Genomic DNA, 25,912 nt, shown 5'->3' with positions numbered 1-25,912 from the left:
CGGCGGGCTTTCCCAGTTTTCGAACGAATCGCAGAAAAGCAGGAGGTCCCATGCGTCCCTTTCATTCACGCAACGTCATCGCCGCCGTGCTCGCGGGCGCCCTGCTCGCGCCGGCCGCCTGGGCGCAGAAGCGCGACAACGTGCTGTTCCAGGCCGCCACCGACGAGCAGCCCGCCGTCATCAAGACGCTGGAGAAGCTGGTCAACATCGAGACCGGCACCGGCGACGCCGAGGGCATCGCCGCGGCGGGCAACTTCCTCGAGGGCGAGCTCAAGAACCTGGGCTTCACCGTCACGCGCAGCAAGTCGGCCGGCCTGGTGGTGGGCGACAACATCGTCGGCAAGCTCAAGGGCCGCGGCGGCAAGAACCTGCTGCTGATGTCGCACATGGACACCGTCTACCTCAAGGGCACGCTCGCCAAGGCGCCGTTCCGCATCGAGGGCGACAAGGCCTACGGCCCCGGCATCGCCGACGACAAGGGCGGCAATGCCGTGATCCTGCACACGCTCAAGCTGCTCAAGGACTACGGCGTGCGCGACTACGGCACCATCACCGTGCTGTTCAACACCGACGAGGAGAAGGGCTCCTTCGGCTCGCGCGACCTGATCCAGGAAGAGGCCAAGCTGGCCGACTACGTGCTCTCGTTCGAGCCCACCGGCGCCGGCGACGAGAAGCTCTCGCTCGGCACCTCGGGCATCGCCTACGTGCAGGTCAACATCACCGGCAAGGCCTCGCATGCGGGCGCCGCGCCCGACCTCGGCGTGAACGCGCTGGTCGAGGCCTCGGACCTGGTGCTGCGCACCATGAGCATCGACGACAAGTCGAAGAACCTGCGCTTCAACTGGACCATCGCCAAGGCCGGCAACGTCTCGAACATCATCCCGGCCAGCGCCACGCTCAATGCCGACGTGCGTTATGCGCGCAACGAGGACTTCGATGCCGCGATGAAGACGCTCGAGGAGCGCGCGCAGCAGAAGAAGCTGCCCGATGCCGACGTGAAGGTGATCGTCACGCGCGGCCGCCCGGCCTTCAATGCCGGCGAAGGCGGCAAGAAGCTGGTCGACAAGGCGGTGGGCTACTACAAGGAAGCCGGCGGCACGCTGGGCGTGGAAGAGCGCACCGGCGGCGGCACCGACGCGGCCTACGCGGCGCTGTCGGGCAAGCCCGTGATCGAGAGCCTGGGCCTGCCGGGCTTCGGCTACCACAGCGACAAGGCCGAGTACGTGGACATCAGCGCGATCCCGCGCCGCCTGTACATGGCGGCCCGCCTGATCATGGACCTGGGGTCCGGCAAGTAACGACGACGCGACGAGAACGACACAAGGAGACATGCCATGCTGCTGAGCACCGACCAGGAAGCCATCCGCGACGCCGTGCGCGATTTCGCGCAGGCCGAACTCTGGCCCCACGCGCCGAAGTGGGATCGCGAGCACAGCTTTCCGAAGGAAGTGCACCAGGGCCTCGCGGCGCTCGGTGCCTACGGCATCTGCGTGCCCGAGGAGCACGGCGGCGCCGGTCTCGACTACCTCACGCTCGCGCTGGTGCTCGAGGAGATCGCGGCCGGCGACGGCGGCACCAGCACCGCGATCAGCGTGACCAACTGCCCCGTCAACGCGATCCTGATGCGCTACGGCAATGCGCAGCAGAAGAAGCAGTGGCTCGAGCCGCTCGCGCAGGGCCGGATGCTCGGCGCCTTCTGCCTGACCGAGCCGCAGGCCGGCAGCGATGCCTCGAGCCTGCGCACCACCGCGCGCAAGGACGCCGACGGCTATGTGATCGACGGCGTGAAGCAGTTCATCACCAGCGGCAAGAACGGCCAGGTCGCGATCGTGATCGCGGTCACCGACAAGGCCGCGGGCAAGCGCGGCATGAGCGCCTTCATCGTGCCGACCGACGCACCGGGCTACAACGTGGCGCGGCTCGAGGACAAGCTCGGCCAGCACAGCAGCGACACCGCGCAGATCAACTTCGACGGCTGCCGCATCCCGGCCGAGAACCTGATCGGCGCCGAGGGCGAGGGCTACAAGATCGCGCTCGGCGCGCTCGAGGGCGGTCGCATCGGCATCGCCGCGCAGAGCGTGGGCATGGCGCGCAGCGCCTTCGACGTGGCCGTGGCCTATGCCAAGGACCGCCAGGCCTTCGGCGGTTCCATCTTCGACCAGCAGGCCGTGGGCTTCCGGCTCGCCGATTGCGCGACGCAGCTCGAGGCCGCGCGCCAGCTGATCTGGCATGCCGCGAGCCTGCGCGACGCCGGCCGCCCCTGCCTCAAAGAGGCCGCGATGGCCAAGCTGTTCGCGAGCGAGATGGCCGAGCGCGTGTGCAGCGCGGCGATCCAGACCCTGGGCGGCTACGGCTACGTGAACGACTTCCCGCTCGAGCGCATCTACCGCGATGTGCGCGTGTGCCAGATCTACGAAGGCACCTCGGACATCCAGAAGCTGCTGATCCAGCGGGCACTGTGAGCCGGCCGCGCTGATGCGCCGCCCCGGATGGCGCGCCTTCGCGGCGCTCGCGCTGGCCGCGCTCGGCCTCTGGAGCGTCGCGATCGAGCCGCGCTGGGTCGCGGCGCGCACCGAGACGCTGGACAGCGCCGCCTGGGGCGCGCAGCCGCGGCTGCGCATCGCGGTCGCGAGCGACTGGCACATCACCGAACGCAGCCTCTGGCGCGTGACCGACGTGGAGCGCGCGCGCCGCATCGTCGACGCCATCAATGCCGCGCAGCCCGACCTGGTGCTGCTGCCCGGCGATTTCCTGGCCGGCCACGGCGGAGACGAGCCGCTGCCGATCGAGACCATGGCCGCGGTGCTCGGGCGGCTGAAGGCCCCGTTGGGCGTGTACGCGGTGCTCGGCAATCACGACTGGTGGCACGACGGCGCGCGCATCACGCACGCGCTGTCGGCGCAGGGCATCGTGGTGCTCGAGAACGATGCCGTGCCGCTGCCCGGGCGCGCGCTCTGGGTGGTGGGCATCGGCGACCACTCCACCGGTCATTCGCGGCCCGATCGCGCCTTGTCGCGCGTGCCGGCCGGCGCTCCCACGCTGGTGCTGATGCACGACCCCGCGAGCCTGGCCGGGATGCCGCGCCTCGCCGCGCCCGCGCCGCTGCTCACCGTGGCCGGCCACACCCATGGCGGCCAGGTCTGGGTGCCGGGCTACGGCGCGCCGATCGTGCCCGGCGCGGCGCCGCGCACCTGGGCCTATGGCTGGATCGAGAACCGCGGCCGGCGCATGTACGTGACCAGCGGCCTGGGCGTGAGCATCCTGCCGGTGCGCTTCAACATGCGGCCCGAGTGGGTGATGTTCGAGTAGCGCTTTCTCGTCGCGCATTCGCGCCTTGTCATCGGTTTCGACGACAGACAGCCGCCGCGCGGCGGCGCACGATGGCGGCCTTCCGTTCGTTCATCGAGGCCGTCGCCATGACCCGTTCTTCCTTCGCCCCCTTGCGCCGCCCGGCGCGTCTCGCCGCGTCCGCGCTGGCCGTGCTCGCCATGGGCGCCCAGGCCCAGCAGCCGGCCGCGCCCAACATCGCCACCCTGACCGCCAGCGAGGCGGTGCGCGAGCTCTGTGCCGGCCGGCTGACCAGCGAGCAGCTGGTCACGGCCTATGTCGCGCAGGCCAGGGCGAAGGCCAACCTCAACGCCTTCATCACGCTCGACGAGCAGGGCGCGCTCGCCGCCGCGCGCGCCGCCGATGCCGCGCGCAAGCCGGGCGCGGCCTGCAAGCCGCTCGATGGCCTGCCGGTGGCGATCAAGGACAACATCCAGGTGCGCGGCCTGCCCGCCAGCGCCGGCACGCCCGCGCTCAAGGGCTTCGTGCCGGCGGCCGACGCGCCGGTGGTCGCGAAGCTGCGCGCGGCCGGCGCCATCGTGCTGGGCAAGACCCACATGCACGAGCTGGCCTTCGGCGTCACCGGCTACAACCCGGCCTTTCCCTCGGGCCCCGAGGTCGGCGTGCGCAATGCCTACGACCCGCGCCGCATCGCGGGCGGGTCCTCGTCGGGCAATGGCGCGGCGCTCGGCGCGCGCATGGTGTCGGCCGCGCTGGGCACCGACACCGGCGGCTCGGTGCGCATTCCCTGTGCCTTCAACGGCTGCGCGTCGCTGCGGCCCTCGATGGGCCGCTATCCGCAGCAGGGCATCGCGCCGATCTCGCACACGCGCGACACCGCCGGGCCGATGGCGCTGTCGGTGGCCGACCTGGTGCTGCTCGACCGCGCGATCGCGGGCGGCGCGGCGGTGCGTCCGGCCGACCTCAAGCGCGTGCGGCTCGGCGTGGTGCCGGCCTTCTTCGCCAACCTCGATGCCGACACCCGCGCTGCTACCGATGCCGCGCTCGCCAAGCTGCGCGCGGCCGGCGTCACGCTGGTCGAGCTCGAGATGCCGAAGCTCGGCGAGCTCAACGGCGCGGTGGGCTTCCCGGTCGCGCTCTACGAGGCGAACGACGACATGGCGGCCTACCTCGCGAAGTACGACACGGGCATCGACCTGAAGCAGCTCGCCGCCGGCATCGCCAGCCCCGACGTCAAGGGCACCTTCGACGGCCTGGTGCTGCCGCGCAAGCTGCCGGCCGCGAACGGCACGGTCGATGCCAGGCCGGCCTACGACAACGCGATGCGCGTGGCGCGCCCGGCGCTGCAGAAGCTCTACCGCGACACTTTCACAAAGCACCGGCTCGACGCGCTGGTGTTCCCGACCGTGCCGCAGGTGGCGCTGCTGGCCGCGCACGAGGCCAGCAGCCCGGAGAACTTCGGCGCGCTGATCCAGAACACCGACCCCGGCAGCAACGCCGGCATCCCGGGCCTGCAGCTGCCCTCGGCGCTGGGCGCGACCAGCGGCCTGCCGATCGGGCTCGAGCTCGACGGCCCGGCGGGCAGCGACCGCCGCCTGCTGGCGCTGGGCCTGGCGATCGAGCCGCTGCTGGGACGGCTGCCGGCCGCGAAGTGATTCAATCGCGCGGCAGCACGCCCGCGAGCGCTGAGCGGCGCTCGATGCCGAGCTTGTCGAAGATGCGCCTCAGGTAGGTGCGCACCGTGGGCACGCCCACCGCCATGCGGCGCGCGATGTCCTTGTCGGTGAGGCCTTCGCGCACCGCGCGCGCCACCTGCTGCTCGCGCGCGCTGAGGCTGGCCCAGGGCGAGGCGGCGCTGTCCTGCGCCGCGACGCAAGGCGCCTGCGCGCGCTGCCGCGCCCGCAGCAGCGCGCCCGCGAACGCGGGCTCGATCAGGTCGAGCATCAGCGTCTCGCGTGCGCCGAAGTCGCCGCGCTCCTTGCGGCGCCAGATGCGCAGGTCGCCGAGCGCGCGCTCGCCGTCGAAGGTGTGAAGGTTCAGACCCCAGTGCAGGCCGTCGCGCGCGAGGAAGTCGTTGAAGAAGGGCGTGCGCATCAGTTCGCGCTGCGGCATCACCTCGGTCACGCGCGTGGCGCGGCGGCGCGACTGCAGCACGAAGGTGATCGGGTCGTGGTGCTGGTGCCACTGCGCATAGGTGTCGAGGTTGGCCGGCGCCATGTTGATCGCCACGCGCGAGCCGAAGCCGCCGCGCTCGGCGTCCCAGACGAAGGACGCGAACTGGTCGGCCCGCAGCAGGCCGAGCAGCGCATGGCCGAGGCGCTCGCGGATCTCGCGCTCGCCGCACTCGTCGCGCGCGAGCAGCGTGAACACGCCGCGCAGGGCCTGCTGTTCGGAAGCGCTCAGGTACATGGCCGTTGTTCCTCGATGGTGTGCGTTGTCTTCTCGTGGTCCACCCCGGTCTCCGGGGCGCCACGTTAGCGGGTAGCAAGCGGCACGCCAAGGGTGGATGCCCGCGGCCCCAGGGCTTGCCCTCTGGGGGCCCGGCCCGCACGGTGTTCCAATAGGGGCCTCCATGCCCAGCGTTCCCGATCCCTCCACCGCACCCTGCCCCTGCGGCCGTACCGACCGCCGCGACAAGCCCATCGCCTACGCGATGTGCTGCGGCCGCTACCTCGACGACTTCGAGCACACCCCCGCGCCCGATGCCGAATCGCTGATGCGTTCGCGCTATACGGCCTTCGTGCGCGAGCGTGCCGAGTACCTTCTCGGCACCTGGCACGCGAGCACGCGGCCGGCCTCGCTCGACTTCGAGCCGGACGTGCGCTGGCTCGGGCTCGACGTGCGCGGCCGCTCGATGAGCGATGCCGACCATGCCGAGGTCGAGTTCGTCGCGCGCCAGCGCGGCGCCTCGGGCACGGCCTCGCGGCTGCACGAGCGCAGCCGCTTCGTGCGCGAGTCCGACGACGCGGGCCTGTCGCGCTGGTATTACGTCGACGGCGACCTGCAAGCCCGGGCCTGAGCCTCGGCATTGACGCGGGCGGTTGACGGCGCGCCCCGGCGCTCGCACAATCAGCCCCGCTCCGGGGTGCACGCATGTGGCGTGCTGAGATGGCAAAGCTGCCGACCCGCGAACTTGATCCGGGTCATACCGGCGTAAGAAGAGCTGCACTCCCTGGCTTCGGTCCGTCGTCCCTCCCCACCCGGGATGGCGCCCACAGCCCACCGAGCGATTGCGGAGCACCCTTTCCATCCACAAGGAGTGCCCCGCATGAATGCCCCCGACAAGTTCACCTCCCTGCTCTCGCTCACGCGCGAGCCCTTCCCCGCGTCGCACAAGTGCGTCATCCCCGGCAGCCGGCCCGACCTGTTCGTGCCGGTGCGCGACGTGAAGCTCACCAACGGCGAGACCGTGTCGCTCTACGACACCTCGGGCCCCTACACCGACCCGAAGGTCGAGATCGACGTGCGCCGCGGCCTGCCCGACGTGCGCGGTGCCTGGGTCGTGGAGCGCGGAGACACCGAGAGCTACGAGGGGCGCACGCACCATGCGCTCGATGACGGCGCGAAGAACGAGGACCGCGATGCCCAGCGCCTGGCCGAGCTGCGCGCCGGCGCCTCGGCGCTGCAGCGCACGCCGCGCCGCGCGAAGTCGGGCGCCAACGTCACGCAGATGCACTACGCGCGCCGCGGCATCGTCACGCCCGAGATGGAGTACGTGGCGCTGCGCGAGAACGGCAAGCGCGAGTGGATGGCCGAGTACCTCGCCAACGAGGAGCGCGCGAAGCGCGTGGCCGGCAACCCCATGGGCGCGAGCATCCCGCGCATCATCACGCCCGAGTTCGTGCGCGACGAGGTGGCGCGCGGCCGCGCGATCATCCCCGCCAACATCAACCACCCCGAGGTGGAGCCGATGGCGATCGGGCGCAACTTCAAGGTGAAGATCAACGCCAACATCGGCAACTCGGCCGTCACCTCGAGCATCGAGGAAGAGGTGGAGAAGCTGGTGTGGGCGATCCGCTGGGGCGCCGACAACGTGATGGACCTGTCGACCGGCAAGAACATCCACACCACGCGCGACTGGATCGTGCGCAACAGCCCGGTGCCCATCGGCACCGTGCCGATCTACCAGGCGCTCGAGAAGGTGGGCGGCGTGGCCGAGGACCTGACCTGGGAGATCTACCGCGACACGCTGATCGAGCAGGCCGAGCAGGGCGTCGACTACTTCACCATCCACGCCGGGCTGCGGCTGCCGTTCATCCACCTGACGGCCGACCGCATGACGGGCATCGTCTCGCGCGGCGGCTCGATCATGGCGAAGTGGTGTATCGCGCACCACAAGGAGAGCTTCCTCTACACGCACTTCGAGGACATTTGCGACATCATGAAGGCCTACGACGTGAGCTTCTCGCTCGGCGACGGCCTGCGCCCCGGCAGCGGCGCCGATGCCAACGACGAGGCGCAGTTCGCCGAGCTGCGCACCCTCGGCGAGCTCACGCAGATCGCCTGGAAGCACGACGTGCAAACCATGATCGAAGGCCCGGGCCACGTGCCGATGCACATGATCCAGTCGAACATGGACGAGCAGCTCAAGCACTGCCACGAGGCGCCGTTCTACACGCTGGGCCCGCTGACGATCGACATCGCGCCGGGCTACGACCACATCGCGAGCGCGATCGGCGCGGCGATGATCGGCTGGGCCGGCACGGCGATGCTGTGCTACGTGACGCCGAAGGAGCACCTGGGGCTGCCCGACCGCGACGACGTGAAGCAGGGGATCATTGCCTACAAGATCGCGGCGCATGCGGCGGACGTGGCGAAGGGGCACCCGGGGGCGCGCTCGCGCGACGATGCGCTGAGCAAGGCGCGCTTCGAGTTCCGCTGGCAGGACCAGTTCAACCTGGGGCTCGATCCGGATACGGCGCGCGAATTCCACGACGAGACGCTGCCGAAGGATTCGAGCAAGGTGGCGCACTTCTGTTCGATGTGCGGGCCGAAGTTCTGCTCGATGAAGATCACGCAGGAGGTGCGGGAGTACGCTGCGGCGAAGGGGGTGGCGGAGGCGCTGGCTGTGGAGACGGGGATGGAGGAGAAGTCGAAGGAGTTCGTGGCGGGTGGGGGGGAGATGTACATCCCTATTCGGGCGGTCTGAGGGGTTCTGCCTTTTTGCTTCTTGCTTCGGTCGTTGGCCGGGACTCGCCCCGGCGGGCGACTCACTTTTCTTGTCTCGCCAAGAAAAGTAAGCAAAAGAAGGCGACCCCACTGTCTGCGTCCCTCCGCTTCGCTGCGGGCAACCTGCGGTGCTCGCGTTTCGCGGGGTCTCGCAGAACTCGCTTCGCTCAAACAGCTGCGAGCCCTTATCCGCGAAACGCTGCGCTCCTCGGCGCAGCCAGAGGGGGGTGGGTCGGGCCATCGCTTCGCTCGGCCATTCGGTGGTGGCCGGGCCTTCGCTTTGCTCGGCCGGTACCATCTCCCCATGTCTTCTTTTCCTTTCGCCGCGGTCCTTTTCGACTGCGACGGTGTCCTCGTCGACTCCGAACCCATCACCAACCGCGTGCTTGCCGAGATGCTCGGCGAACTGGGCTGGCCTCTCACCACCGACGAATCGATGCGCATCTTCACCGGCAAGGCGGTCAAGGACGAAGCCGATCTGATCGAGTCGAAGACGGGGTTTCGCATCACGCCCGAATGGCTCCACGGCTTTCGCGAGCGCCGCAACGAGGCGCTGGAGCGGGACCTGACGGCGATTCCGAATGCGCCCGCCGCGGTGCGCGCGCTGTTCGAGCGGCTCGACGGACGCATCGCCTGCGCCTCGGGGGCGGATCGCTTCAAGGTCGAGCTGCAGCTCGAGAAGGTCGGCATCCTCGACTGCTTCGCGGGACGGGTCTTCAGCGGGCACGAGATGCCGCGCTCGAAGCCGGCGCCCGACGTGTACCTCGCGGCGGCGGCGGCGCTGGGCGTGGATCCGAAGCGCTGCGCGGTGGTCGAGGACACGGTCACGGGCGCGATGGCGGGCGTGGCGGCGGGTGCGACGGTGTTCGGCTACAGCACGGGCGAGTCGGGCCACAGCGGGCCCGCGGCGCTGCGCAGCGTCGGCGCGGTGCAGGTGTTCAGCGACATGGCCGAACTGCCGGCCCTGCTCGCGGCGCACCGGCCCATCGGCTGAAGCGAACACCCACCGGCGGCAGGGCTGCCGGCTTTCTGTTCGAATCGAATCACGCCCGGCCGCCGGCGGCGCCGGCCCACCCTCCAATGCCCACCAGGAGCCCCCGCGCATGACCTCCGAGTACAAGACCGAACAGCCCGACCGCAGCGAGATCGACGCCCTGCAAGGCCCCGCGGTGGTCGAGTTCGGCACCAACTGGTGCGGCATCTGCAAGGCCGCGCAGCCGAACATCGCCGAGGCCTTCTCGCAGCATGCGGGCCTGCGCCACATCAAGGTCGAGGACGGCAGCGGGCGTCCGCTGGGCCGCTCGTTCGGCGTGAAGCTGTGGCCCACGCTGGTGTTCATGCGCGACGGCCGCGAGGTCGCAAAGCTGGTGCGGCCCACCGACAGCGCCTCGATCGCCGAGGCGCTCGCGAAGATCGCCCAGCCGGCCTGAGGCGTCTTCCCGTGGCATCGCGCGCGGGTTAATCCCGAGCGCCAGGCATTCCGCGCCGCGCCGCCGGCCGCCACAATCCCGGCATGCAGCCGACGCCGCCGCAATCCACCTGGCAGGTCTCCGATGCCGCCCTCGGCCGGCCGTCGTCGGCCGTGCTCGACCTGCGCACGGTCTCGCTGCTGCTCGATGCGCCGCGCGACGCGGCACCGGCGCGCGCGATGCTGCATTTCCTCAATGCGCTGCTGCCGGTGGAGTTCATCTCGCTGGTGTCGCACGGCGACGAGGCACCGGCGCAGATCGAAGGGCACGCGTTCCACGCGGCCACGCCCAACGTCACGCGCGACTGCTTCGCGCAGTACCGGCGCCACTTCTACCGTTTCGACGACGCCACGCGCATCGCGCGGCAGATGCGCGTGCAGACCCGCGAGTCGGCCGCGATGACGGTGCTGCACATGCGCTCGCCCGACATCCCCGATGCCGGCTGGCGCCAGCAGATCTACGAGCGCGAGCACCTCTCGGAGCGACTGGCGCTGCTCTACATGCCGGCGCCGCGCACCGCGTTCTCGATCAACCTCTACCGCAGCGAGGCCATGGGCCGCTTCGCGCCGCAGGAGATCGAGCGCGTGCTCGCGGTGTCGCCGCTGCTGCGGCAGGTGCACCGCAACCTGGTGGGCGCGGGCGGGGTCGGGCCCGACATGGACACCCGCATCGCGCTGGCCCGCGCGCGCATCGCGGCGCTGGCGGGCGCGCTGAGCGCGCGCGAGCTCGACGTGGCGGCGCGCATCGCCTGCGGGCTCACGGCCGACGGCATCGCGGCCGACCTCGATATCGCGCCCTCGAGCGTGGTCACGCTGCGCAAGCGCGCCTACCTCAAGCTCGGCATCCACGACCGCGCCGCGCTGGTGCGGCTCGCGGCCTGACCCTCCGTCGCTGACTATCGTCGTCGCCGTCCCCTTCGCGGGGGACGCGCCGCCCGGTCGTTCGCCCCACGATCGCGGCAGCGGCGGGCACACGATCTCGTCGCACACGATGGAGACGAGAACGCGCATGTTCATCCGCAACTGCTGGTACGTGGTCGCCTGGGACCACGAGATTCCCGCCGAGGGCCTGTTCAACCGCACCGTCATCGGCGAGCCGCTGCTGCTGTACCGCACCGCGCAGGGCGAGGTGGTGGCGCTCGAAGACCGCTGCTGCCATCGCCATGCGCCGCTGTCCAAGGGCCGGCGCGAGGGCGACTGCGTGCGCTGCGGCTACCACGGGCTCAAGTTCGATGCGCGCGGCACCTGCGTCGAGGTGCCGGGCATGGCGACGGTGCCGCCGCGCGCGCGGGTGCGCAGCTATCCGGTGGCGGTGCGCAACCGCTGGGTGTTCGTGTGGATGGGCGAGGCCGAGCGCGCCGACACGGCGCTGCTGCCCGACAACTTCTCGTGCGACCACCCCGAGTGGCGCCACATCCCGGGCTACCTGCACTACGACACGCCCTACCTGCTGATCTGCGACAACCTGCTGGACTTCTCGCACCTGAGCTACGTGCACGAGAAGACGCTCGGCGGCTCGACCGCGATCGCGCAGGCGCGGCCCGAGATCGAGAAGATCGAGCGCGGCCTGCGCGTGACGCGCCGCGTGGCGAACGTGCCGCCGCCCGCGCACTGGGCCGGCGCGCGGCCCTTCGCGCCCGATGCGCGCTTCGACCGCTGGTTCGTCTACGACTTCGTGCTGCCGGGCACGCTGCTGATGCAGTCGGGCGGCCGGCCGGTGGAGGACGCCGAGGGCGACATGCGCCATGCCGTCGAGCTGCACAGCTGCCAGACCCTGACGCCCGAGACCGAGACCAGCACCCACTACTTCTTCCAGCAGGCGCACCGGCCCTCGCTGGGCGGCGAGCAGCTCACGCGCACGCTCTACGACAGCCTGATCGTGGCCTTCAACGAGGACCGCGACATGATCACCGCGCAGGCCCGCAACATCGAGCACGCGCCCCTGCTGCCGATGCTGCCGCTGGCCATGGATTCGGCACTGGTGCAGTTCCGCCGGCTGGTGGCGCAGGCGCTCGAGGACGAGCGGCGGAACGAGGTGCCCTCGCAGCCCGAGCGCGCCGCGAGCTGCTGACGCGCTGCGCACCGGACCCCACAAGAACCCAACGAGGAGACAAGACCCATGCTCAAGCTGCTTTCGATCGCCTGCGCCGCGCTGGCCTTCGCCGTTCCCGCCGCCGCCCAGGAGGCCTACCCGTCGCGGCCGATCCGCATCGTCGTGCCCTATCCGGCCGGCGGCGCCACCGACTACGTGGCGCGCACCGTCGGCGAACGCCTGTCGAAGGCGCTGGGCCAGCCGGTGGTGATCGACAACAAGGCGGGCGCGGCCGGTGCCATCGGCGCCGCCGAGGTGGCGCGCGCCAAGGCCGATGGCTACACGCTGCTGATGACGATCACCGACTCGCAGATCAACAACACCGCGCTCTACCGCACGCTGGCCTACGACCCGCGCAAGGACTTCGCGCCGATCACGCAGATCGTGCGCAGCCCGGCGCTGATCTCGACCCATCCAGGCTCGGGCCTGCGCAGCCTCGCCGACCTCAAGGCCAAGGCCGGCTCCGGCGGCGCCAAGCTCAGCTATGCCTCGTGGGGCATCGGCGGCCTCGGCCACCTGGCCGGCGAGAGCCTCAACCGAAGCCTGGGCGGCGGCATGGTGCACGTGCCGCAGCGCGGCGAGGGGCTGGTGGTCACCGACCTGCTGTCGGGCACGGTCGACATCGGCCTGTCGTCGGTGGCGAGCGCGATGCAGCATGTGCCGGGCGGCAAGATCGTGCCGCTGGCCGTGCTCGGGCGGCAGCGCTCGAGCACCTTGCCGCAGGTGCCGACGATGCACGAGCTGGGCTTCGACGATCCGCTGTACGACAGCAACGTCTGGATCGGCCTGCTGGCGCCCGCGGCCACGCCGAAGCCCATCGTGGAGCGGCTCGCGAAGGAGGTGCGCGAGGTGGTGGGCGCGCCCGAGGTCGGCCAGCAGTTCGTGGCCCGCGGCTTCGAGATCATGAACAGCACGCCCGAGCAGTTCGCGAGCGCCTACCGCGCCGAGTTGGACGTCATCACGCGGCGCATGCGCGAACTCAGCATCGAGGCGCAGTGAGCGCCGCGGTTCAGCGCTTGCCGGAGCGGCGCGCGGCCTGCGCCTTGTGGCGCCGCTCGGCCAGCGCGATCGGGATCAGCGCCCAGGCCTTGGCGCCGTCGAGCGGCGCCACCGGCACCAGGTTGAGCAGCGCGAACACGAGGTTGAAGTAGCCGAGGAAGGCGATCACCGGGCCGAGCCCGCGCACGCTCGCCAGCGGCGTGGTGGCGGCCAGCGCGATCAGCGGCAGCGCCACCGCGAGCTGCGCGGCAACACCGCCCCAGGCGACGATGGCCTCGTCCTTGTGGCTGTAGGGCTCCTCGTAGTCGCACACGCCATGGATCACGCCGAGGTAGATCGCGAACGGCCGGTAGCCCATGCGGCGGGCGAAGCCCGCGTGGCCGGCCTCGTGCAGGAAGATGATGCCGAAGTACGAGACGATGGTGAGGACCGCGAGCAGCGGCGTGCGGATGCACAGCAGGAACAGGCCCAGGCCGAGCAGAAGGGCGGACCAGTGGATGTAGACCCGGGCGCCGAAGACCCGGAGCCTGCGAATCCGCGTGTAGCCGTTCATGGAGGGAGGTCCCGGGTGCGTGACGGTCCGGGCGCGGGCGTGGCCGCCTGCTGGCGGAAGTCCCTGGGCGCGAGTCCCGTCCATTGCAGGAAGGCGCGCGAAAAGCTCTTCTCGTTGCGAAAGCCCGCCGCCAGCGCGACCTGCTTGATCGGCCGGTGGGTGCGCCGCAGCAGGTCGACCGCGAGCTCGTGGCGCACCTCGTTCTTGAGCGCCTGCAGCGAGCTGCCTTCCTCCTGCAGCTGGCGGTGCAGGGTGCGGCTCGACACGTTGAGCAGCGTGGCCAGCGCCTCGGCGGTGGTGGTCTCGGCGGCGCGCGAGCGCAGCAGCTCGCGCACGCGCTGGCCCAGCAGCCGGTCGCGCCGGTACTGCAGGATCGTGAGCGGCAGCGCGCGCTTGAGCATGGTGCGCAGCGCGCGCTCGTCGCGCTGCAGCGGCAGCGCGAGGTAGCGCTCGTCGAAGGCGATGCTCGCGCGCGCCGCGTCGAAGCGCACCTCGGGCGTGAACATCGCCGCGTAGGCGTCGCGGTGCGCCGGCGCGGGAAAGGGAAAGCCGGCCTGCCGCAGCGAGATGCGCGAGTCGATGGCCCAGCACATGTAGCCGTGCATGAAGCGCAGGCTGGTCACGAGGCAGAACTCGCGGAAGGCCGGGTCGAGCGGGCGGTTCTCGGTGATGCGCAGCGTGGCCACGCCGCCCGTCACCTCGAGCGCGAGGCCGATGTCCTCGGTCAGCAGCCGGTGGTGGCGGCACCAGCGCTTGATCGCCACGCCGAGGTCGGGCGAGGTCAGCGAGGCGCGGCACAGCATGCCGTAGCTGCCCCAGGGCAGGCGGCGCGAGAACCAGCCCAGCGCCTCGTCGTCGAGCTCCTGCATCGCATGGCCCGACAGCGCCTCGAACTGCGCCGCCGTCACGCGCGCGCCGGGCCGCGCGAGCTCGCGCGGCGTGATCTGTGCCGCCTTCAGCGCCTCGGACGGGTCCTGGCAGTAGCGCTCGTAGCCCTTGACGATGGCTCGCACGAAGGCCATCGGCGTGACCGCGCGGGCGGGGCGGAGGAAGGAGGGGGAGGACATGGCGAGGCGGTGCCGGCGTGGCGCAAATTGCAACCATTGTGGCGCCAATTGCGGCGCCGCGAGGCGTAAGCTGGCGCCTTTCCAGCGCGTCGTGGCGCGGGCAGCCCCACGCGCCGGCCCCCTTCAGAGGAGACAACACCCATGCACGATCCCGGCCTGAACTTCGACCTGGGCGAGACCATCGACTCGCTGCGCAGCGCGATCCAGGACTTCGCCGCGAATGAAATCGCGCCCCGCGCCGCGGACATCGACCGCGAGAACCTGTTCCCGCACGACCTCTGGAAGAAGCTCGGCGACCTCGGCCTGCACGGCATGACCGTGAAGGAGGAGTACGGCGGCACCGAGCTCGGCTACCTCGCGCACATCGTGGCGATGGAAGAGGTGTCGCGCGCCTCGGCCTCGGTCGGCCTGTCGTACGGCGCGCACTCGAACCTGTGCGTGAACCAGATCCACCGCAACGGCAGCGAGGCACAGAAGAAGAAGTACCTGCCCAAGCTGGTGAGCGGCGAGCACGTGGGCGCGCTGGCCATGAGCGAGCCCAATGCCGGCTCCGACGTGGTGAGCATGAAGCTCAAGGCCGAGAAGAAGGACGGCTACTACGTGCTCAACGGCGGCAAGATGTGGATCACCAACGGCGGCGACGCCGACACGCTGGTGATCTACGGCAAGACCGAGCCCGAGATGGGCGCGCGCGGCATGACCGCCTTCATCGTCGAGAAGGGCTTCAAGGGCTTCTCGGCCGGCACCAAGCTCGACAAGCTCGGCATGCGCGGCTCCAACACCTTCCCGCTGTTCTTCGACAACTGCGAGGTGCCCGAGGAGAACGTGCTCGGCGGCGAGGGCCAGGGCGCGAAGGTGCTGATGAGCGGCCTCGACTACGAGCGCGCCGTGCTCTCTGGCGGCCCGCTGGGCATCATGGCGGCCTGCATGGATGCGGTGCTGCCCTTCATCCACGAGCGCAAGCAGTTCGGCCAGAGCATCGGCGAGTTCCAGCTCATGCAGGGCAAGATCGCCGACATGTACTCGACCTGGCAGGCCACGCGCGCCTACGTGTACGCCGTGGGCAAGGCCTGCGACCGCAACGACCATGCGCGCACCTTCCGCAAGGACGCGGCCGGCGCGATTCTCTACTCGGCCGAGAAGGCGACCTGGATGGCCGGCGAGGCGATCCAGGCGCTCGGCGGCGTGGGCTACACCAAGGAATTCCCGGTCGAGCGGCTGTGGCGCGATGCCAAGCTCTACGAGATCGGCGCCGGCACCAGCGAGATCCGGCGCATGCTGATCGGGCGCGAGCTGTTCGCAGAGACCGCTTAGTTCGGTTTTTCTCCCTCCCCCAGAGGAGAAGAGGCAAGGCAAGGAGACAAGGACATCAACATGACTGCAGCACTGACCGAGAGCTACGGCAAGGGCGCCACCGACGTCCCCCTCATCGAACAGACCATCGGCGACTTCTTCGACGCCATGGTCGAGCGGCAACCCGATCGCGAGGCGCTCGTGAGCCGCCACGAAGGCCTGCGCTTCAGCTACCGCGAACTGCAGGCCGAGTCGGACCGGCTCGCCAGCGCGCTGCTGAAGCTGGGGCTCGCGCCGGGCGACCGCGTGGGCATCTGGTCGCACAACAACGCGCCATGGGTGCTGATGCAGATCGCCACCGCCAAGGTCGGCCTGATCCTCGTCAACATCAATCCCGCCTACCGCACCGCCGAGCTCGAATACGCGCTCAACAAGGTCGGCTGCAAGGCGCTGGTGACGATGGCGCAATTCAAGACCAGCGACTACCTCGGCATGCTGCAGGAGCTCGGCCCGAAGCGGCTGCCGCAACTGGCCCACACCTTCTGGATCGACAAGGCTGGCGAGGGCGCCGAGGTGCCCGGAATGCGGCGCTTCTCGGCGCTGCTGGCCAGCGGCGACGCGGCCGACCCGAAGGTGGCCGCGGTGCAGAAGACGCTGAAGGCCACCGACCCGATCAACATCCAGTTCACCAGCGGCACCACGGGCTTCCCCAAGGGCGCGACGCTGACGCACCGCAACATCCTCAACAACGGCTTCTTCATCGGCGAGTGCATGAAGCTCGGGCCGGACGACAGGCTGTGCATCCCGGTGCCGCTGTACCACTGCTTCGGCATGGTGCTCGGCAACCTGGCCTGCCTCACGCACGGCTCGGCCATCGTCTATCCGAACGACGGCTTCGATCCGCTGACCGTGCTCGAGACGGTGCAGGCCGAGAAGTGCACCGGCCTGCATGGCGTGCCCACGATGTTCATCGCCGAGCTCGACCATCCGCGCTTCAAGGAGTTCGACCTCTCGACCCTGCGCACCGGCATCATGGCCGGCTCGCCGTGCCCGATCGAGGTGATGAAGCGCGTGGTCAGCGAGATGCACCTCGAGCAGATCACCATCGCCTACGGCATGACCGAGACCAGCCCGGTGAGCTGCCAGAGCAGCACCGACACGCCGCTCGACCGCCGCGTGTCGACCGTGGGCACGGTGCAGCCGCACCTCGAGGTGAAGATCGTCGACCCCGAGACCGGCGAGACCATGCCGCCGGGCCAGTCGGGCGAGCTCTGCACGCGCGGCTATTCGGTGATGCACGGCTACTGGGACGACGAACCCAAGACGCGCGAGGCCATCGATGCCGAGCACTGGATGCATACCGGCGACCTCGCGACCATGGACGCCGAGGGCTACGTCAACATCGTGGGCCGCATCAAGGACATGGTGATCCGCGGCGGCGAGAACATCTATCCGCGCGAGATCGAGGAGTTCCTCTACCGCCATCCCAAGGTGCAGGACGTGCAGGTGGTGGGCCTGCCCGACCGCAAGTACGGCGAGGAGCTCTGCGCCTGGATCATCGCCAAGCCCGGCCAGAGCGTCACCGAGGAAGAGGTGCGCGAGTTCTGCAAGGGCCAGATCGCGCACTACAAGGTGCCGAAGTACATCCGCTTCGTGCCGGCCTTCCCGATGACCGTGACCGGCAAGATCCAGAAGTTCAAGATCCGCGACGAGATGAAGGCCGAGCTCGGCCTCGACGAAGCGCGGACTGCATGAATACGGGGTCCGGACGCAGAGGACGCGAAGGTTTCGCGAAGGACGCAAAAGGACAGCCAAATCTTTTGATTGAATTCTTTCGCGCCTTTTGCGAAACCTTCGCGTCCTCTGCGTCCTGCCCCCGAATTTGATTTCACCATGACCCAACTCGAAACCAAACTCAACGCCCGCTCGGCCGACTTCCAGGCCAACGCCGCCGCCATGCGCGCGCTGGTCGACGACCTGCAGTCGCAGTTCGCCGCGGTTGCGCAAGGCGGCGGCGAGGCCGCGCGCGCCAAGCACACGGCGCGCGGCAAGCTGCTGCCGCGCGAGCGCGTGGCCGAGCTGCTCGATCCGGGCACGCCCTTCCTCGAGCTGTCGCCGCTGGCCGCGCACGGCATGTACAAGGGCGACGCGCCCGGCGCCGGCATCATCGCGGGCATCGGCCGGGTCAATGGCGTCGACTGCATGGTGGTGTGCAACGACGCCACCGTGAAGGGCGGCACCTACTACCCGATGACGGTGAAGAAGCACCTGCGCGCGCAGGAGATCGCCGAGCAGAACCGCCTGCCGTGCATCTACCTGGTCGACTCGGGCGGCGCCAACCTGCCGAACCAGGACGAGGTGTTCCCCGACCGCGAGCACTTCGGCCGCATCTTCTACAACCAGGCCAACATGAGCGCCCAGGGCATCGGCCAGATCGCCGTGGTCATGGGCTCGTGCACCGCGGGCGGTGCCTACGTGCCGGCGATGAGCGACGAATCGATCATCGTGAAGAACCAGGGCACCATCTTCCTGGGCGGCCCACCGCTGGTGAAGGCGGCCACCGGCGAGGTGGTGACGGCCGAGGACCTGGGCGGCGGCGACGTGCACACGCGGCTGTCGGGCGTGGCCGACCACCTGGCGCAGAACGACCTGCATGCGCTGGCGCTCGCGCGCTCGGCGGTGGCCAACCTGAACCTGTCCAGATCCGTTCGCACTGAGCTTGTCGAAGTGCCGGGACAGGCTTCGACAAGCTCAGCCCGAACGCGTGGAGTGCGCGAGCCCGCGTTCCCGCGCGAGGAGCTCTACGGCGTGATCCCCACCGACACGCGCAAGCCCTTCGACGTGCGCGAGATCATCGCGCGCGTGGTCGACGGCAGCGAGTTCCACGAGTTCAAGGCCCGCTTCGGCGCCACCCTGGTCTGCGGCTTCGCCGAGATCGAGGGCATGCCGGTGGGCATCGTCGCCAACAACGGCATCCTGTTCTCCGAATCGGCGCATAAGGGCGCGCACTTCATCGAGCTGTGCTGCCAGCGCAAGACGCCGCTGGTGTTCCTGCAGAACATCACCGGCTTCATGGTGGGCCGCAAGTACGAGAACGAGGGGATCGCGCGCCATGGCGCCAAGATGGTGACGGCCGTGGCCACCGCCAACGTGCCGAAGTTCACCATCATCATCGGCGGCAGCTTCGGCGCCGGCAACTACGGCATGTGCGGCCGGGCCTACAGCCCGCGCTTCCTCTGGATGTGGCCCAACGCGCGCATCAGCGTGATGGGCGGCGAGCAGGCCGCGAGCGTGCTCGCGACCGTGCGGCGCGACGGCATCGAGGCCAAGGGCGGCCAGTGGAGCGCCGACGAGGAAGAGGCCTTCAAGGCGCCGATCCGCCAGCAGTACGAGGACCAGGGCCACCCCTACTACGCCACCGCACGGCTGTGGGACGACGGCATCATCGATCCGGCCGACACGCGCCGCGTGCTCGCGCTGGGCTTGGCGGCCGCGCGCAACGCGCCGATCCCCGAGCCGAAGTTCGGCATCTTCCGCATGTGAGGAGGAACGCGGCATGAGCGACTTCACTAAGCTGAGCCTCGCGATCGACGGCGCCGTCGCGCGCATCTGGCTCGACCAGCCCGAGGCCCGCAACGCCTTCGACGACGTGGTCATCGCCGAGCTGACGCGGGCCTTCACCGAGGCCGGCGCGGCGGCGCAGGTCAAGGCCATCGTGCTGGGCGCCGACGGCCCGGCGTTTTGCGCCGGCGCCAACCTCAACTGGATGCGCCGCATGGCCGACTACAGCCGCGACGAGAACATCGCCGACGCCGGCAAGCTCGCCGCCATGCTGCGCACCATCGCCGAGTGCCCGAAGCCGACCATCGCGCGCGTGCAGGGCGACGTCTACGCGGGCGGCATGGGGCTGGTCGCGGCCTGCGACATGGCCGTGAGCGTGGACAGCGCCTGGTACTGCCTGAGCGAGGTCAGGATCGGCCTGGTGCCCGCCACCATCAGCCCCTACGTGCTGCGCGCCATGGGCACGCGCGCCTCGCAGCGCTACTTCCTCACGGCCGAGCGCTTCGGCGCCGTCGAGGCGTACCGCATCGGCTTCGTGCACGAGGTGGTCGGGGCCGATGCGCTCGATGCCAAGGTCGACGAGCTGCTCAAGGCGCTGACCGGCGCGAGCCCGGCCGCCGTGCGCGCCTGCAAGCAGCTGGTGGCCGACGTGGCGGGCCGCGAGATCGACGACGCGCTGATCGCGAAGACGGTCGAAGGCATCGCCGACATCCGCGCCAGCGACGAGGGCCGCGAGGGCGTGCAGGCCTTCCTGCAGAAGCGCAAGCCGTCCTGGCTTGCGGGCGCGTCGTCCTGACCGGCCCCTTCATCCCATGACCGCGCTCGACATGCCCCAACTGCTCGCCCTGGCCGCCGCCATCGGCTGGGCCAGCGGCGTGCGGCTGTACCTGGTGGTGCTGCTCACGGGCCTGGTCGGCTACCTCGGCTGGGTGCCGCTGCCGGGCGGGCTGCAGCTGCTCGCGCATCCGGTGGTGATCGCGGCCAGCGGCTTCATGGTGTTCGTCGAGTTCTTCGCCGACAAGATCCCGGGGCTCGATTCGCTCTGGGACGTGGTCCACACCGCGATCCGCATTCCGGCCGGCGCGGCGCTCGCGGCCAGCGTGTTCGGTGTCGACCACGGCGCGATGGCGCTGGTGGCGGCGCTGCTCGGCGGCGGCTTCGCGGCCACCGCGCATGCGGCCAAGGCCACCACGCGCGCGGCCATCAACACCTCGCCCGAGCCGTTCTCGAACGTGGGTGCCTCGCTGGTGGAGGACACCATGGTGCCCGCGGGCCTGTGGCTGGCCGTGGCGCATCCCTTCGTCTTCCTCGTGCTGTTCGTGCTCGTGCTGGTCGCGAGCGTGTGGCTGACCCGCAAGAGCTGGCGCTTCCTCAAGGCGCTGTTCTCCCGCGTCGCCCGCATCTTCAGCGGCCGGCCCGATCCGGGTGTCGTGCCCGCGTTTCAACTGAAAAAGAATCCTCCGGGAGACTCGTCCAATGTTTAAGAAGATCCTGATTGCGAACCGTGGCGAGATCGCCTGCCGCGTCGCTGCCACCGCGCGCCGCATGGCGATCCGCACGGTCGCCGTGTACTCCGATGCCGACGCGCATGCCAACCACGTGCGCGCCTGCGACGAGTCGGTGCACCTGGGCGGCAGCGCGCCGAAGGACAGCTACCTGCGCTGGGAGAAGATCCTCGAGGCCGCCAAGGCCACGGACGCCGAGGCGGTGCATCCGGGCTACGGCTTCCTCAGCGAGAACGAGGAGTTCGCGCAGGCCTGCGCCGATGCCGGCCTGGTCTTCATCGGCCCGCCGCCCTCGGCGATCAAGGCCATGGGCCTGAAGGCCGAGTCGAAGCAACTGATGGAGAAGGCCGGCGTGCCGCTGGTCCCCGGCTATCACGGCCACGACCAGGACCCGGCGCTGCTGCAGCGCGAGGCCGACCGCATCGGCTACCCGGTGCTGATCAAGGCCAGCGCGGGCGGCGGCGGCAAGGGCATGCGCGCGGTCGACAAGGCGGCCGACTTCGAGGCCGCGCTGGCCTCGTGCAAGCGCGAGGCCATCAACAGCTTCGGCGACGACGCGGTGCTGATCGAGAAGTACGTGCAGCGCCCGCGCCACATCGAGATCCAGGTCTTCGGCGACAGCCACGGCAACTACGTCTACCTGTTCGAGCGCGACTGCTCGGTGCAGCGGCGCCACCAGAAGGTGCTCGAGGAAGCACCCGCGCCCGGCATGACCGAGGCGATGCGCCAGCAGATGGGCGAGGCCGCGGTGGCCGCGGCGCGTGCCGTGGACTACGTGGGCGCGGGCACGGTGGAGTTCATCGTGGAGCAGCGCGACGGCGGCGAGATGAACTTCTTCTTCATGGAGATGAACACCCGCCTGCAGGTGGAGCATCCCGTGACCGAAGCCATCACCGGCCTCGACCTCGTCGAATGGCAGCTGCGCGTCGCCGCGGGCGGCACGCTGCCCGCGCAGCAGTCCGAGCTGCGCATCCACGGCCATGCGATCGAGGCGCGCATCTGCGCCGAGAACCCCGACAACAACTTCCTGCCCGCCACTGGCACCCTGCGCATCTACCGCAAGCCGCAGGCCACGGCCTTCCAGCGCAGCCGCGTGCGCATCGACGACGGCGTGCGCGAGGGCGGCGAGATCTCGCCCTTCTACGACTCGATGATCGCCAAGCTGATCGTGCACGGCGCCACGCGCGACGAGGCGCTCGCGCGGCTCGACGCGGCACTGGCGCAGACCCACATCGTGGGCGTGGCGACCAACGTGCAGTTCCTGCGCGGCGTGCTGGCCACCGAGTCGTTCTCGAAGGCCAACCTCGACACCGCGCTGATCGAGCGCGAGCGCGCCGTGCTGTTCGACCGCGAGACCCTGGGCCTGCCGCTGGCGGCGGCCGCGGCCGTGGCGCGCACCGCGCTCGCCGCGGCGCCGGCCGGCAGCATCGATCCCTTCGCGCGCCGCGACGGCTGGCGCGCGCTCGGCGAATACACGCGCCGCTTCGACTTCGAATTCCGCGGCGCCGAGCAGAGCGCGCTGCTGACCTACAAGCGCGACGGCAGCCTGTGGCTCGAGGCCGGCGGCGTGGCCGGTCCGCTGGTCGTCGGCCGCCTGCCCGCGGGCGAGATCGAGCTCGAGTTCGCGGGCCAGCGCCAGACGCTCGACGTCTACCTCGACGATGCCACCGCGCACGTGTTCGCCGCGGGCGGCGCGACCCGCATCACCGCCATCGACCGTCTCGCCCATGCGGGCGACACGCAGGCCGAGGGCGGCCGCCTCACGGCGCCGATGCCGGGCAAGGTCGTGTCCTTCGCGGTCAAGGCCGGCGACAAGGTCAGCCGCGGCCAGCCGCTGGCGGTGATGGAGGCGATGAAGATGGAGCACACCATCGCCGCGCCGGCCGACGGCACGGTCGAGGAGCTGCTGTTCGCGCCGGGCGAGCAGGTGGCCGAGGGCGACGAGTTGCTGCGCATGGCCGCAGCGGCCTGAATGAGCGGCCCCGGTCCACGGGGCTTGCAAGCTGTTACCAGATGGCGGCGCCGCTTTAACCCCGGCGCCGCCGACAGGCCGTATCACCGCGATGCCCACTTCCCTTGAAGGATTCTTCATGACGCATCGCCCGCCGCAGCTCTCTTCGTTCTCCCCCTTCCAGCGCCTCGGCGCCCGCCCGCGCGTGCTGCTGCTCGCGCTGGCCGCGGCGCTGACGCTCGGCGCCTGCGAGCGGCGCGACGCGGCCGCGGAAGTCGATGCCGCCGCGGCCCGGCCTTCGGGCAACTACGCGGCCGGCGGCGCGATGGAGTCCAGGCGCATGGCCGAGTCCGCGCCGCCTGCGCCCGCGCCCGTCGCGATGTCGCTCGACCAGCAGGCCGGGAAGCAGGCGGGCGAGAGCGCGCCGCTGCAGCGCTACCTCGCGATCCGCCAGGACCTCAACGTCGAGGTCGCGCCCGACCAGCTCGCCGAATCCTGGGGCAAGGTGCGCGACCTCTGCGGCACCCTGCGCTGCGAGCTGCTGTCGTCCTCGCTGCTGCGCGAGACGCCGCAGCAGGCCGGCAATGCCACGCTCGAGATGCGCGTGGAGCCGGCCGACGTCGAGAAGCTGCTGGCCGGCCTCGCGGGCGTGGCGAAGGTGGTGGCGCACAACACCACCAGCGAGGACAAGACCGCCGAGGTGATCGACGTCGAGGCGCGCATCAAGAACCGCACCGAGTTCCGCGACAGCCTGCGCGTCATGCTGCGCGACACCACCACCAAGCGCACCATGGCCGACCTGCTGCAGATCCAGCGCACGCTGGCCGACACCCAGGCCGAGCTCGATGCCTCGGCGACGCAGCGCAAGGTGCTGCAGCAGCAGACCAGCAAGCAGCACATCCAGATCCAGTTCACCACCGTGCGCGCGCTGGTCGGCGGCGGCGAGAGCTACAACCCGATGACGCAGGCCCTGCGCAACGCGGGCCGCGTGCTGGCCGAGAGCGTGGGCAGCCTGATCACCTTCGTGGCGGCGGTGTTGCCGTGGCTGCTGTTGCTGGTGCCCGTGCTGTGGGGCGTGCGCCGGCTGTGGCTGCGCCGGCGCCAGGCCAGGGCCGCCTGAGGCGGCGGCACCGGCGCGAGGGAAGCGAGGGTGGGCGGGCGGCCGTTCAGCCGACCACCACTTCGCTGATCTGCATCACCGGCGCGATGTCGGTGTAGTTCCTCACATCGCCGAGGATCTCCTTGGCATGCGGGCCGAAGGCGCCCTGGAAGGCCTCGACGGAATCGCAGAACACGTGGCACATCCCGACGTAGGTGGGCTTGGCGCCGGGCGCGCCGCCGGCCAGGCCCTTGTCGATGGTGTAGGACTTGCAGGCGTCGCCCATGCGCGCCTTCAGCAGGGGCATGTGCTTGTCGCGGTAGTAATCGTGGTCGAAGCGGGCGCCTTCGGTGTAGGGGTACATCACACTGACTTTGATCATGGGTAGGGTCTCCGGATTGAACGATCGAGCATAGGAGATGGCGCATGGGCACACAAGGCGTGGGCTGTCGCCCCCGGCGCTCGTGCGGCGATCTCTTAGACGAACGGAGCGACAGACCGATGACACCCGAACTGCAGGCCCTGAAGGACAAGACCCTCGCGAGCATGGTCGACTACATGCGCAACGACGAGGAGGACGCGGACCACGATCCCGAATTCGACCCCGGCTACACGCAGGCCGAGGTCGACCGCTGCACCGAGATCGTCGACGAGTACCTCGCGACGCTGGCGGCGATCGACGAGGCCTCGGAGGCGAAGCGCGACGCCGCGATCCTCGCGGCCGTCGAGCGCGTGGTGCTGCAGCTCAACCGCCTCAACGAGGACAGCGAGGGCAGCCTGATCGAGACCGACCAGCGCGAGGACCTGTGCGAGCTGATCATCGCGGCCGCGGGCCATGCGGGCCTGGAGACCGAGGGCGAGGACATCACCGAGGAATGGCGCGAGTGGTGAGGAGGGCCGCCTCGGCGACCGCCGCCGCCGCTTGGGGCCTCTAAGATTCGCTCCATGCGAATCACCGTCTACCTCACCGACAACCGTCCCGACCCCTGGATCGAAGGCCTGAAGGCCGAACTGCCCGACGCAGAGATCGAAGCCTGGCGCCCCGGCGCGCCGCAGGCCGACCATGCGGTCGTGTGGGCGCCGCCGCAGCAGTTCATCGACGAGCAGCCCGCGCTGCGCGGCATCTTCAACATCGGCGCCGGCGTCGACGCGCTGCTCAAGCTCCGCATTCCAACCGGCACGCGCATCGTGCGGCTCGACGACGCGGGCATGTCGGTGCAGATGGCCGAATACGTGTGCCACACGCTGATTCGCCACTTCCGCGAGTTCGATGCTTACGAGGCCGATGCGCGCGAAGGCAAGTGGAGCTACCGCCGCCCGAAGGCGCGCAGCGACTTCCCGGTCGGCATCATGGGCCTGGGCGTGCTCGGCGAACGGGTCGCGAAGGCGGTCGCGCAGTTCGAGTTCCCGGTGCTGGGCTGGAGCCGCTCGCCCAAGCAGATCGAGGGCGTGCGCGTGTTCAGCGGCGAGGCGCAGTTCGACGAGTTCCTGTCGTCCACGCGCGTGCTGGTCAACCTGCTGCCGCTGACCGAGGCCACGCGCGGCATCCTCAACCGCGAGACGCTCGGCAAGCTGCGGCCCGAGGGCTACCTGATCAGCATCGCGCGCGGCGCGCACCTGGTCGAGGACGACCTCATTCCATTGATCGACGGCGGCCAGCTCGCGGGCGCCACGCTCGACGTGTTCCAGGTCGAGCCGCTGCCGGCCGACCATGCCTTCTGGCGCCATCCCAAGATCGTCGTGACGCCGCACGGCTCGGCGCGCACGCTGCGCGAGGAGTCGATCGCGCAGATCGCCGGCAAGATCCGCGCGATGGAGCAGGGGCTGCCGGTCGCAGGCGTGGTCGATCCGGTGCGCGGCTACTGAG

The 25,912-nt window shown here is 70.2% G+C and carries 24 protein-coding genes and 1 riboswitch; of the genes, 20 read left to right on the top strand and 4 right to left on the bottom strand.

The window, feature by feature from the left end:
* Nucleotides 1–50 precede the first annotated feature (50 nt).
* The 4 genes from INQ48_28295 to iaaH all read left to right on the top strand — a co-directional run bounded on the left by INQ48_28295 (nucleotide 51) and on the right by iaaH (nucleotide 4,943).
* On the top strand, nucleotides 51–1,298 hold the full coding sequence (locus INQ48_28295; protein QRF57164.1) for a M20/M25/M40 family metallo-hydrolase: 1,248 nt from the start codon (nucleotides 51–53) through the stop codon (nucleotides 1,296–1,298).
* A gap of 36 nt (nucleotides 1,299–1,334) precedes the next feature.
* The gene (locus tag INQ48_28290) at nucleotides 1,335–2,462 is read left to right on the top strand and encodes an acyl-CoA dehydrogenase family protein (protein QRF57163.1); all 1,128 of its coding nucleotides are present in this window, start codon (nucleotides 1,335–1,337) and stop codon (nucleotides 2,460–2,462) included.
* A 13-nt stretch (nucleotides 2,463–2,475) separates the two neighbouring features.
* Nucleotides 2,476–3,309, top strand: a complete 834-nt coding sequence (locus INQ48_28285) for a metallophosphoesterase (GenBank protein QRF57162.1) — start codon at nucleotides 2,476–2,478, stop codon at nucleotides 3,307–3,309.
* Between the two features lie 107 nt (nucleotides 3,310–3,416).
* Entirely contained in the window at nucleotides 3,417–4,943 is a 1,527-nt protein-coding gene (gene iaaH / locus INQ48_28280; protein QRF57161.1) for an indoleacetamide hydrolase, read from the top strand.
* Between the two features lies 1 nt (nucleotide 4,944).
* On the opposite strand, the gene INQ48_28275 is transcribed toward iaaH, so the two are convergent.
* Complete coding sequence (locus tag INQ48_28275; GenBank protein ID QRF57160.1) at nucleotides 4,945–5,697, bottom strand: helix-turn-helix transcriptional regulator; 753 nt, start codon at nucleotides 5,695–5,697, stop codon at nucleotides 4,945–4,947.
* A gap of 163 nt (nucleotides 5,698–5,860) precedes the next feature.
* On the opposite strand from INQ48_28275, the gene INQ48_28270 reads away from it, so the two are divergent.
* The 7 genes from INQ48_28270 to INQ48_28240 all read left to right on the top strand — a co-directional run bounded on the left by INQ48_28270 (nucleotide 5,861) and on the right by INQ48_28240 (nucleotide 13,016).
* The gene (locus INQ48_28270; GenBank protein ID QRF57159.1) at nucleotides 5,861–6,307 is read left to right on the top strand and encodes a hypothetical protein; all 447 of its coding nucleotides are present in this window, start codon (nucleotides 5,861–5,863) and stop codon (nucleotides 6,305–6,307) included.
* A gap of 52 nt (nucleotides 6,308–6,359) precedes the next feature.
* A riboswitch (TPP riboswitch) is annotated at nucleotides 6,360–6,465 on the top strand.
* A 91-nt stretch (nucleotides 6,466–6,556) separates the two neighbouring features.
* Nucleotides 6,557–8,437, top strand: coding sequence for a phosphomethylpyrimidine synthase ThiC (gene thiC / locus INQ48_28265; GenBank protein QRF57158.1), 1,881 nt, complete (start codon nucleotides 6,557–6,559; stop codon nucleotides 8,435–8,437).
* Nucleotides 8,438–8,761: 324 nt separating this feature from the next.
* Complete coding sequence (locus tag INQ48_28260; GenBank protein ID QRF57157.1) at nucleotides 8,762–9,451, top strand: HAD family phosphatase; 690 nt, start codon at nucleotides 8,762–8,764, stop codon at nucleotides 9,449–9,451.
* Nucleotides 9,452–9,560: 109 nt separating this feature from the next.
* Entirely contained in the window at nucleotides 9,561–9,887 is a 327-nt protein-coding gene (locus tag INQ48_28255) for a thioredoxin family protein (GenBank protein ID QRF57156.1), read from the top strand.
* Between the two features lie 83 nt (nucleotides 9,888–9,970).
* Nucleotides 9,971–10,807: a helix-turn-helix transcriptional regulator gene (locus INQ48_28250; GenBank protein ID QRF57155.1), complete on the top strand. Its 837-nt coding sequence runs from the start codon at nucleotides 9,971–9,973 to the stop codon at nucleotides 10,805–10,807.
* Nucleotides 10,808–10,934: 127 nt separating this feature from the next.
* Nucleotides 10,935–11,996, top strand: coding sequence for an aromatic ring-hydroxylating dioxygenase subunit alpha (locus tag INQ48_28245; protein ID QRF57154.1), 1,062 nt, complete (start codon nucleotides 10,935–10,937; stop codon nucleotides 11,994–11,996).
* A gap of 48 nt (nucleotides 11,997–12,044) precedes the next feature.
* Entirely contained in the window at nucleotides 12,045–13,016 is a 972-nt protein-coding gene (locus tag INQ48_28240) for a tripartite tricarboxylate transporter substrate binding protein (GenBank protein ID QRF57153.1), read from the top strand.
* A gap of 10 nt (nucleotides 13,017–13,026) precedes the next feature.
* Here INQ48_28240 and INQ48_28235 read toward each other — a convergent pair whose 3' ends face one another.
* Both INQ48_28235 and INQ48_28230 read right to left on the bottom strand, forming a co-directional pair.
* Nucleotides 13,027–13,569, bottom strand: a complete 543-nt coding sequence (locus INQ48_28235) for a hypothetical protein (GenBank protein QRF57152.1) — start codon at nucleotides 13,567–13,569, stop codon at nucleotides 13,027–13,029.
* The gene (locus INQ48_28230; protein ID QRF57151.1) at nucleotides 13,566–14,636 is read right to left on the bottom strand and encodes an AraC family transcriptional regulator; all 1,071 of its coding nucleotides are present in this window, start codon (nucleotides 14,634–14,636) and stop codon (nucleotides 13,566–13,568) included. The genes INQ48_28235 and INQ48_28230 overlap by 4 nt, the downstream gene beginning before the upstream one ends.
* Before the next feature lie 141 nt (nucleotides 14,637–14,777).
* Here INQ48_28230 and INQ48_28225 point away from each other — a divergent pair, with 141 nt between their 5' ends.
* The 7 genes from INQ48_28225 (at nucleotide 14,778) to INQ48_28195 (ending at nucleotide 24,066) form a co-directional block, all read left to right on the top strand.
* The gene (locus INQ48_28225) at nucleotides 14,778–15,950 is read left to right on the top strand and encodes an isovaleryl-CoA dehydrogenase (protein QRF57150.1); all 1,173 of its coding nucleotides are present in this window, start codon (nucleotides 14,778–14,780) and stop codon (nucleotides 15,948–15,950) included.
* A gap of 60 nt (nucleotides 15,951–16,010) precedes the next feature.
* Entirely contained in the window at nucleotides 16,011–17,684 is a 1,674-nt protein-coding gene (locus tag INQ48_28220) for an AMP-binding protein (GenBank protein QRF57149.1), read from the top strand.
* 138 nt (nucleotides 17,685–17,822) lie between these two features.
* Entirely contained in the window at nucleotides 17,823–19,472 is a 1,650-nt protein-coding gene (locus tag INQ48_28215) for a methylcrotonoyl-CoA carboxylase (protein QRF57148.1), read from the top strand.
* A gap of 13 nt (nucleotides 19,473–19,485) precedes the next feature.
* Nucleotides 19,486–20,286: an enoyl-CoA hydratase/isomerase family protein gene (locus tag INQ48_28210; GenBank protein ID QRF57147.1), complete on the top strand. Its 801-nt coding sequence runs from the start codon at nucleotides 19,486–19,488 to the stop codon at nucleotides 20,284–20,286.
* Nucleotides 20,287–20,302: 16 nt separating this feature from the next.
* Nucleotides 20,303–20,974 (top strand): DUF4126 domain-containing protein, encoded by a 672-nt coding sequence (locus INQ48_28205; GenBank protein ID QRF57146.1) that lies wholly within the window; start codon nucleotides 20,303–20,305, stop codon nucleotides 20,972–20,974.
* Nucleotides 20,967–22,967, top strand: coding sequence for an acetyl/propionyl/methylcrotonyl-CoA carboxylase subunit alpha (locus INQ48_28200; GenBank protein ID QRF57145.1), 2,001 nt, complete (start codon nucleotides 20,967–20,969; stop codon nucleotides 22,965–22,967). The genes INQ48_28205 and INQ48_28200 overlap by 8 nt, the downstream gene beginning before the upstream one ends.
* 118 nt (nucleotides 22,968–23,085) lie before the next feature.
* Entirely contained in the window at nucleotides 23,086–24,066 is a 981-nt protein-coding gene (locus INQ48_28195) for a DUF4349 domain-containing protein (GenBank protein ID QRF57144.1), read from the top strand.
* A gap of 46 nt (nucleotides 24,067–24,112) precedes the next feature.
* Here INQ48_28195 and INQ48_28190 read toward each other — a convergent pair whose 3' ends face one another.
* On the bottom strand, nucleotides 24,113–24,427 hold the full coding sequence (locus tag INQ48_28190; GenBank protein ID QRF57143.1) for an EthD family reductase: 315 nt from the start codon (nucleotides 24,425–24,427) through the stop codon (nucleotides 24,113–24,115).
* A 119-nt stretch (nucleotides 24,428–24,546) separates the two neighbouring features.
* Between INQ48_28190 and INQ48_28185 the strand changes: the two genes are divergently transcribed.
* Entirely contained in the window at nucleotides 24,547–24,936 is a 390-nt protein-coding gene (locus INQ48_28185; protein QRF57142.1) for a hypothetical protein, read from the top strand.
* A gap of 54 nt (nucleotides 24,937–24,990) precedes the next feature.
* On the top strand, nucleotides 24,991–25,911 hold the full coding sequence (locus tag INQ48_28180) for a glyoxylate/hydroxypyruvate reductase A (protein QRF57141.1): 921 nt from the start codon (nucleotides 24,991–24,993) through the stop codon (nucleotides 25,909–25,911).
* Nucleotide 25,912: the final 1 nt, after the last annotated feature.

This window comes from Variovorax paradoxus (assembly GCA_016806145.1).
Classification (GTDB): Bacteria; Pseudomonadota; Gammaproteobacteria; order Burkholderiales; family Burkholderiaceae_C; genus Variovorax.
Note: the sequence above shows the minus strand (reverse complement) of the source record. Positions and strands in the feature narration are given on the sequence as shown.

Bases quoted from the DNA above. Each gene is read 5' to 3' on its own strand.
- INQ48_28235 (QRF57152.1), bottom strand. From the start codon at position 13,569: ATGAACGGCTACACGCGGATTCGCAGGCTCCGGGTCTTCGGCGCCCGG.
- INQ48_28230 (QRF57151.1), bottom strand. From the start codon at position 14,636: ATGTCCTCCCCCTCCTTCCTCCGCCCCGCCCGCGCGGTCACGCCGATG.
- iaaH (QRF57161.1), top strand. From the start codon at position 3,417: ATGACCCGTTCTTCCTTCGCCCCCTTGCGCCGCCCGGCGCGTCTCGCC.
- INQ48_28275 (QRF57160.1), bottom strand. From the start codon at position 5,697: ATGTACCTGAGCGCTTCCGAACAGCAGGCCCTGCGCGGCGTGTTCACG.
- INQ48_28245 (QRF57154.1), top strand. From the start codon at position 10,935: ATGTTCATCCGCAACTGCTGGTACGTGGTCGCCTGGGACCACGAGATT.
- INQ48_28200 (QRF57145.1), top strand. From the start codon at position 20,967: ATGTTTAAGAAGATCCTGATTGCGAACCGTGGCGAGATCGCCTGCCGC.
- INQ48_28295 (QRF57164.1), top strand. From the start codon at position 51: ATGCGTCCCTTTCATTCACGCAACGTCATCGCCGCCGTGCTCGCGGGC.
- INQ48_28185 (QRF57142.1), top strand. From the start codon at position 24,547: ATGACACCCGAACTGCAGGCCCTGAAGGACAAGACCCTCGCGAGCATG.
- INQ48_28255 (QRF57156.1), top strand. From the start codon at position 9,561: ATGACCTCCGAGTACAAGACCGAACAGCCCGACCGCAGCGAGATCGAC.
- INQ48_28205 (QRF57146.1), top strand. From the start codon at position 20,303: ATGACCGCGCTCGACATGCCCCAACTGCTCGCCCTGGCCGCCGCCATC.
- INQ48_28215 (QRF57148.1), top strand. From the start codon at position 17,823: ATGACCCAACTCGAAACCAAACTCAACGCCCGCTCGGCCGACTTCCAG.
- INQ48_28290 (QRF57163.1), top strand. From the start codon at position 1,335: ATGCTGCTGAGCACCGACCAGGAAGCCATCCGCGACGCCGTGCGCGAT.
- INQ48_28220 (QRF57149.1), top strand. From the start codon at position 16,011: ATGACTGCAGCACTGACCGAGAGCTACGGCAAGGGCGCCACCGACGTC.
- INQ48_28260 (QRF57157.1), top strand. From the start codon at position 8,762: ATGTCTTCTTTTCCTTTCGCCGCGGTCCTTTTCGACTGCGACGGTGTC.
- INQ48_28210 (QRF57147.1), top strand. From the start codon at position 19,486: ATGAGCGACTTCACTAAGCTGAGCCTCGCGATCGACGGCGCCGTCGCG.
- INQ48_28240 (QRF57153.1), top strand. From the start codon at position 12,045: ATGCTCAAGCTGCTTTCGATCGCCTGCGCCGCGCTGGCCTTCGCCGTT.
- INQ48_28285 (QRF57162.1), top strand. From the start codon at position 2,476: ATGCGCCGCCCCGGATGGCGCGCCTTCGCGGCGCTCGCGCTGGCCGCG.
- INQ48_28180 (QRF57141.1), top strand. From the start codon at position 24,991: ATGCGAATCACCGTCTACCTCACCGACAACCGTCCCGACCCCTGGATC.
- INQ48_28195 (QRF57144.1), top strand. From the start codon at position 23,086: ATGACGCATCGCCCGCCGCAGCTCTCTTCGTTCTCCCCCTTCCAGCGC.
- INQ48_28190 (QRF57143.1), bottom strand. From the start codon at position 24,427: ATGATCAAAGTCAGTGTGATGTACCCCTACACCGAAGGCGCCCGCTTC.
- thiC (QRF57158.1), top strand. From the start codon at position 6,557: ATGAATGCCCCCGACAAGTTCACCTCCCTGCTCTCGCTCACGCGCGAG.
- INQ48_28225 (QRF57150.1), top strand. From the start codon at position 14,778: ATGCACGATCCCGGCCTGAACTTCGACCTGGGCGAGACCATCGACTCG.
- INQ48_28270 (QRF57159.1), top strand. From the start codon at position 5,861: ATGCCCAGCGTTCCCGATCCCTCCACCGCACCCTGCCCCTGCGGCCGT.
- INQ48_28250 (QRF57155.1), top strand. From the start codon at position 9,971: ATGCAGCCGACGCCGCCGCAATCCACCTGGCAGGTCTCCGATGCCGCC.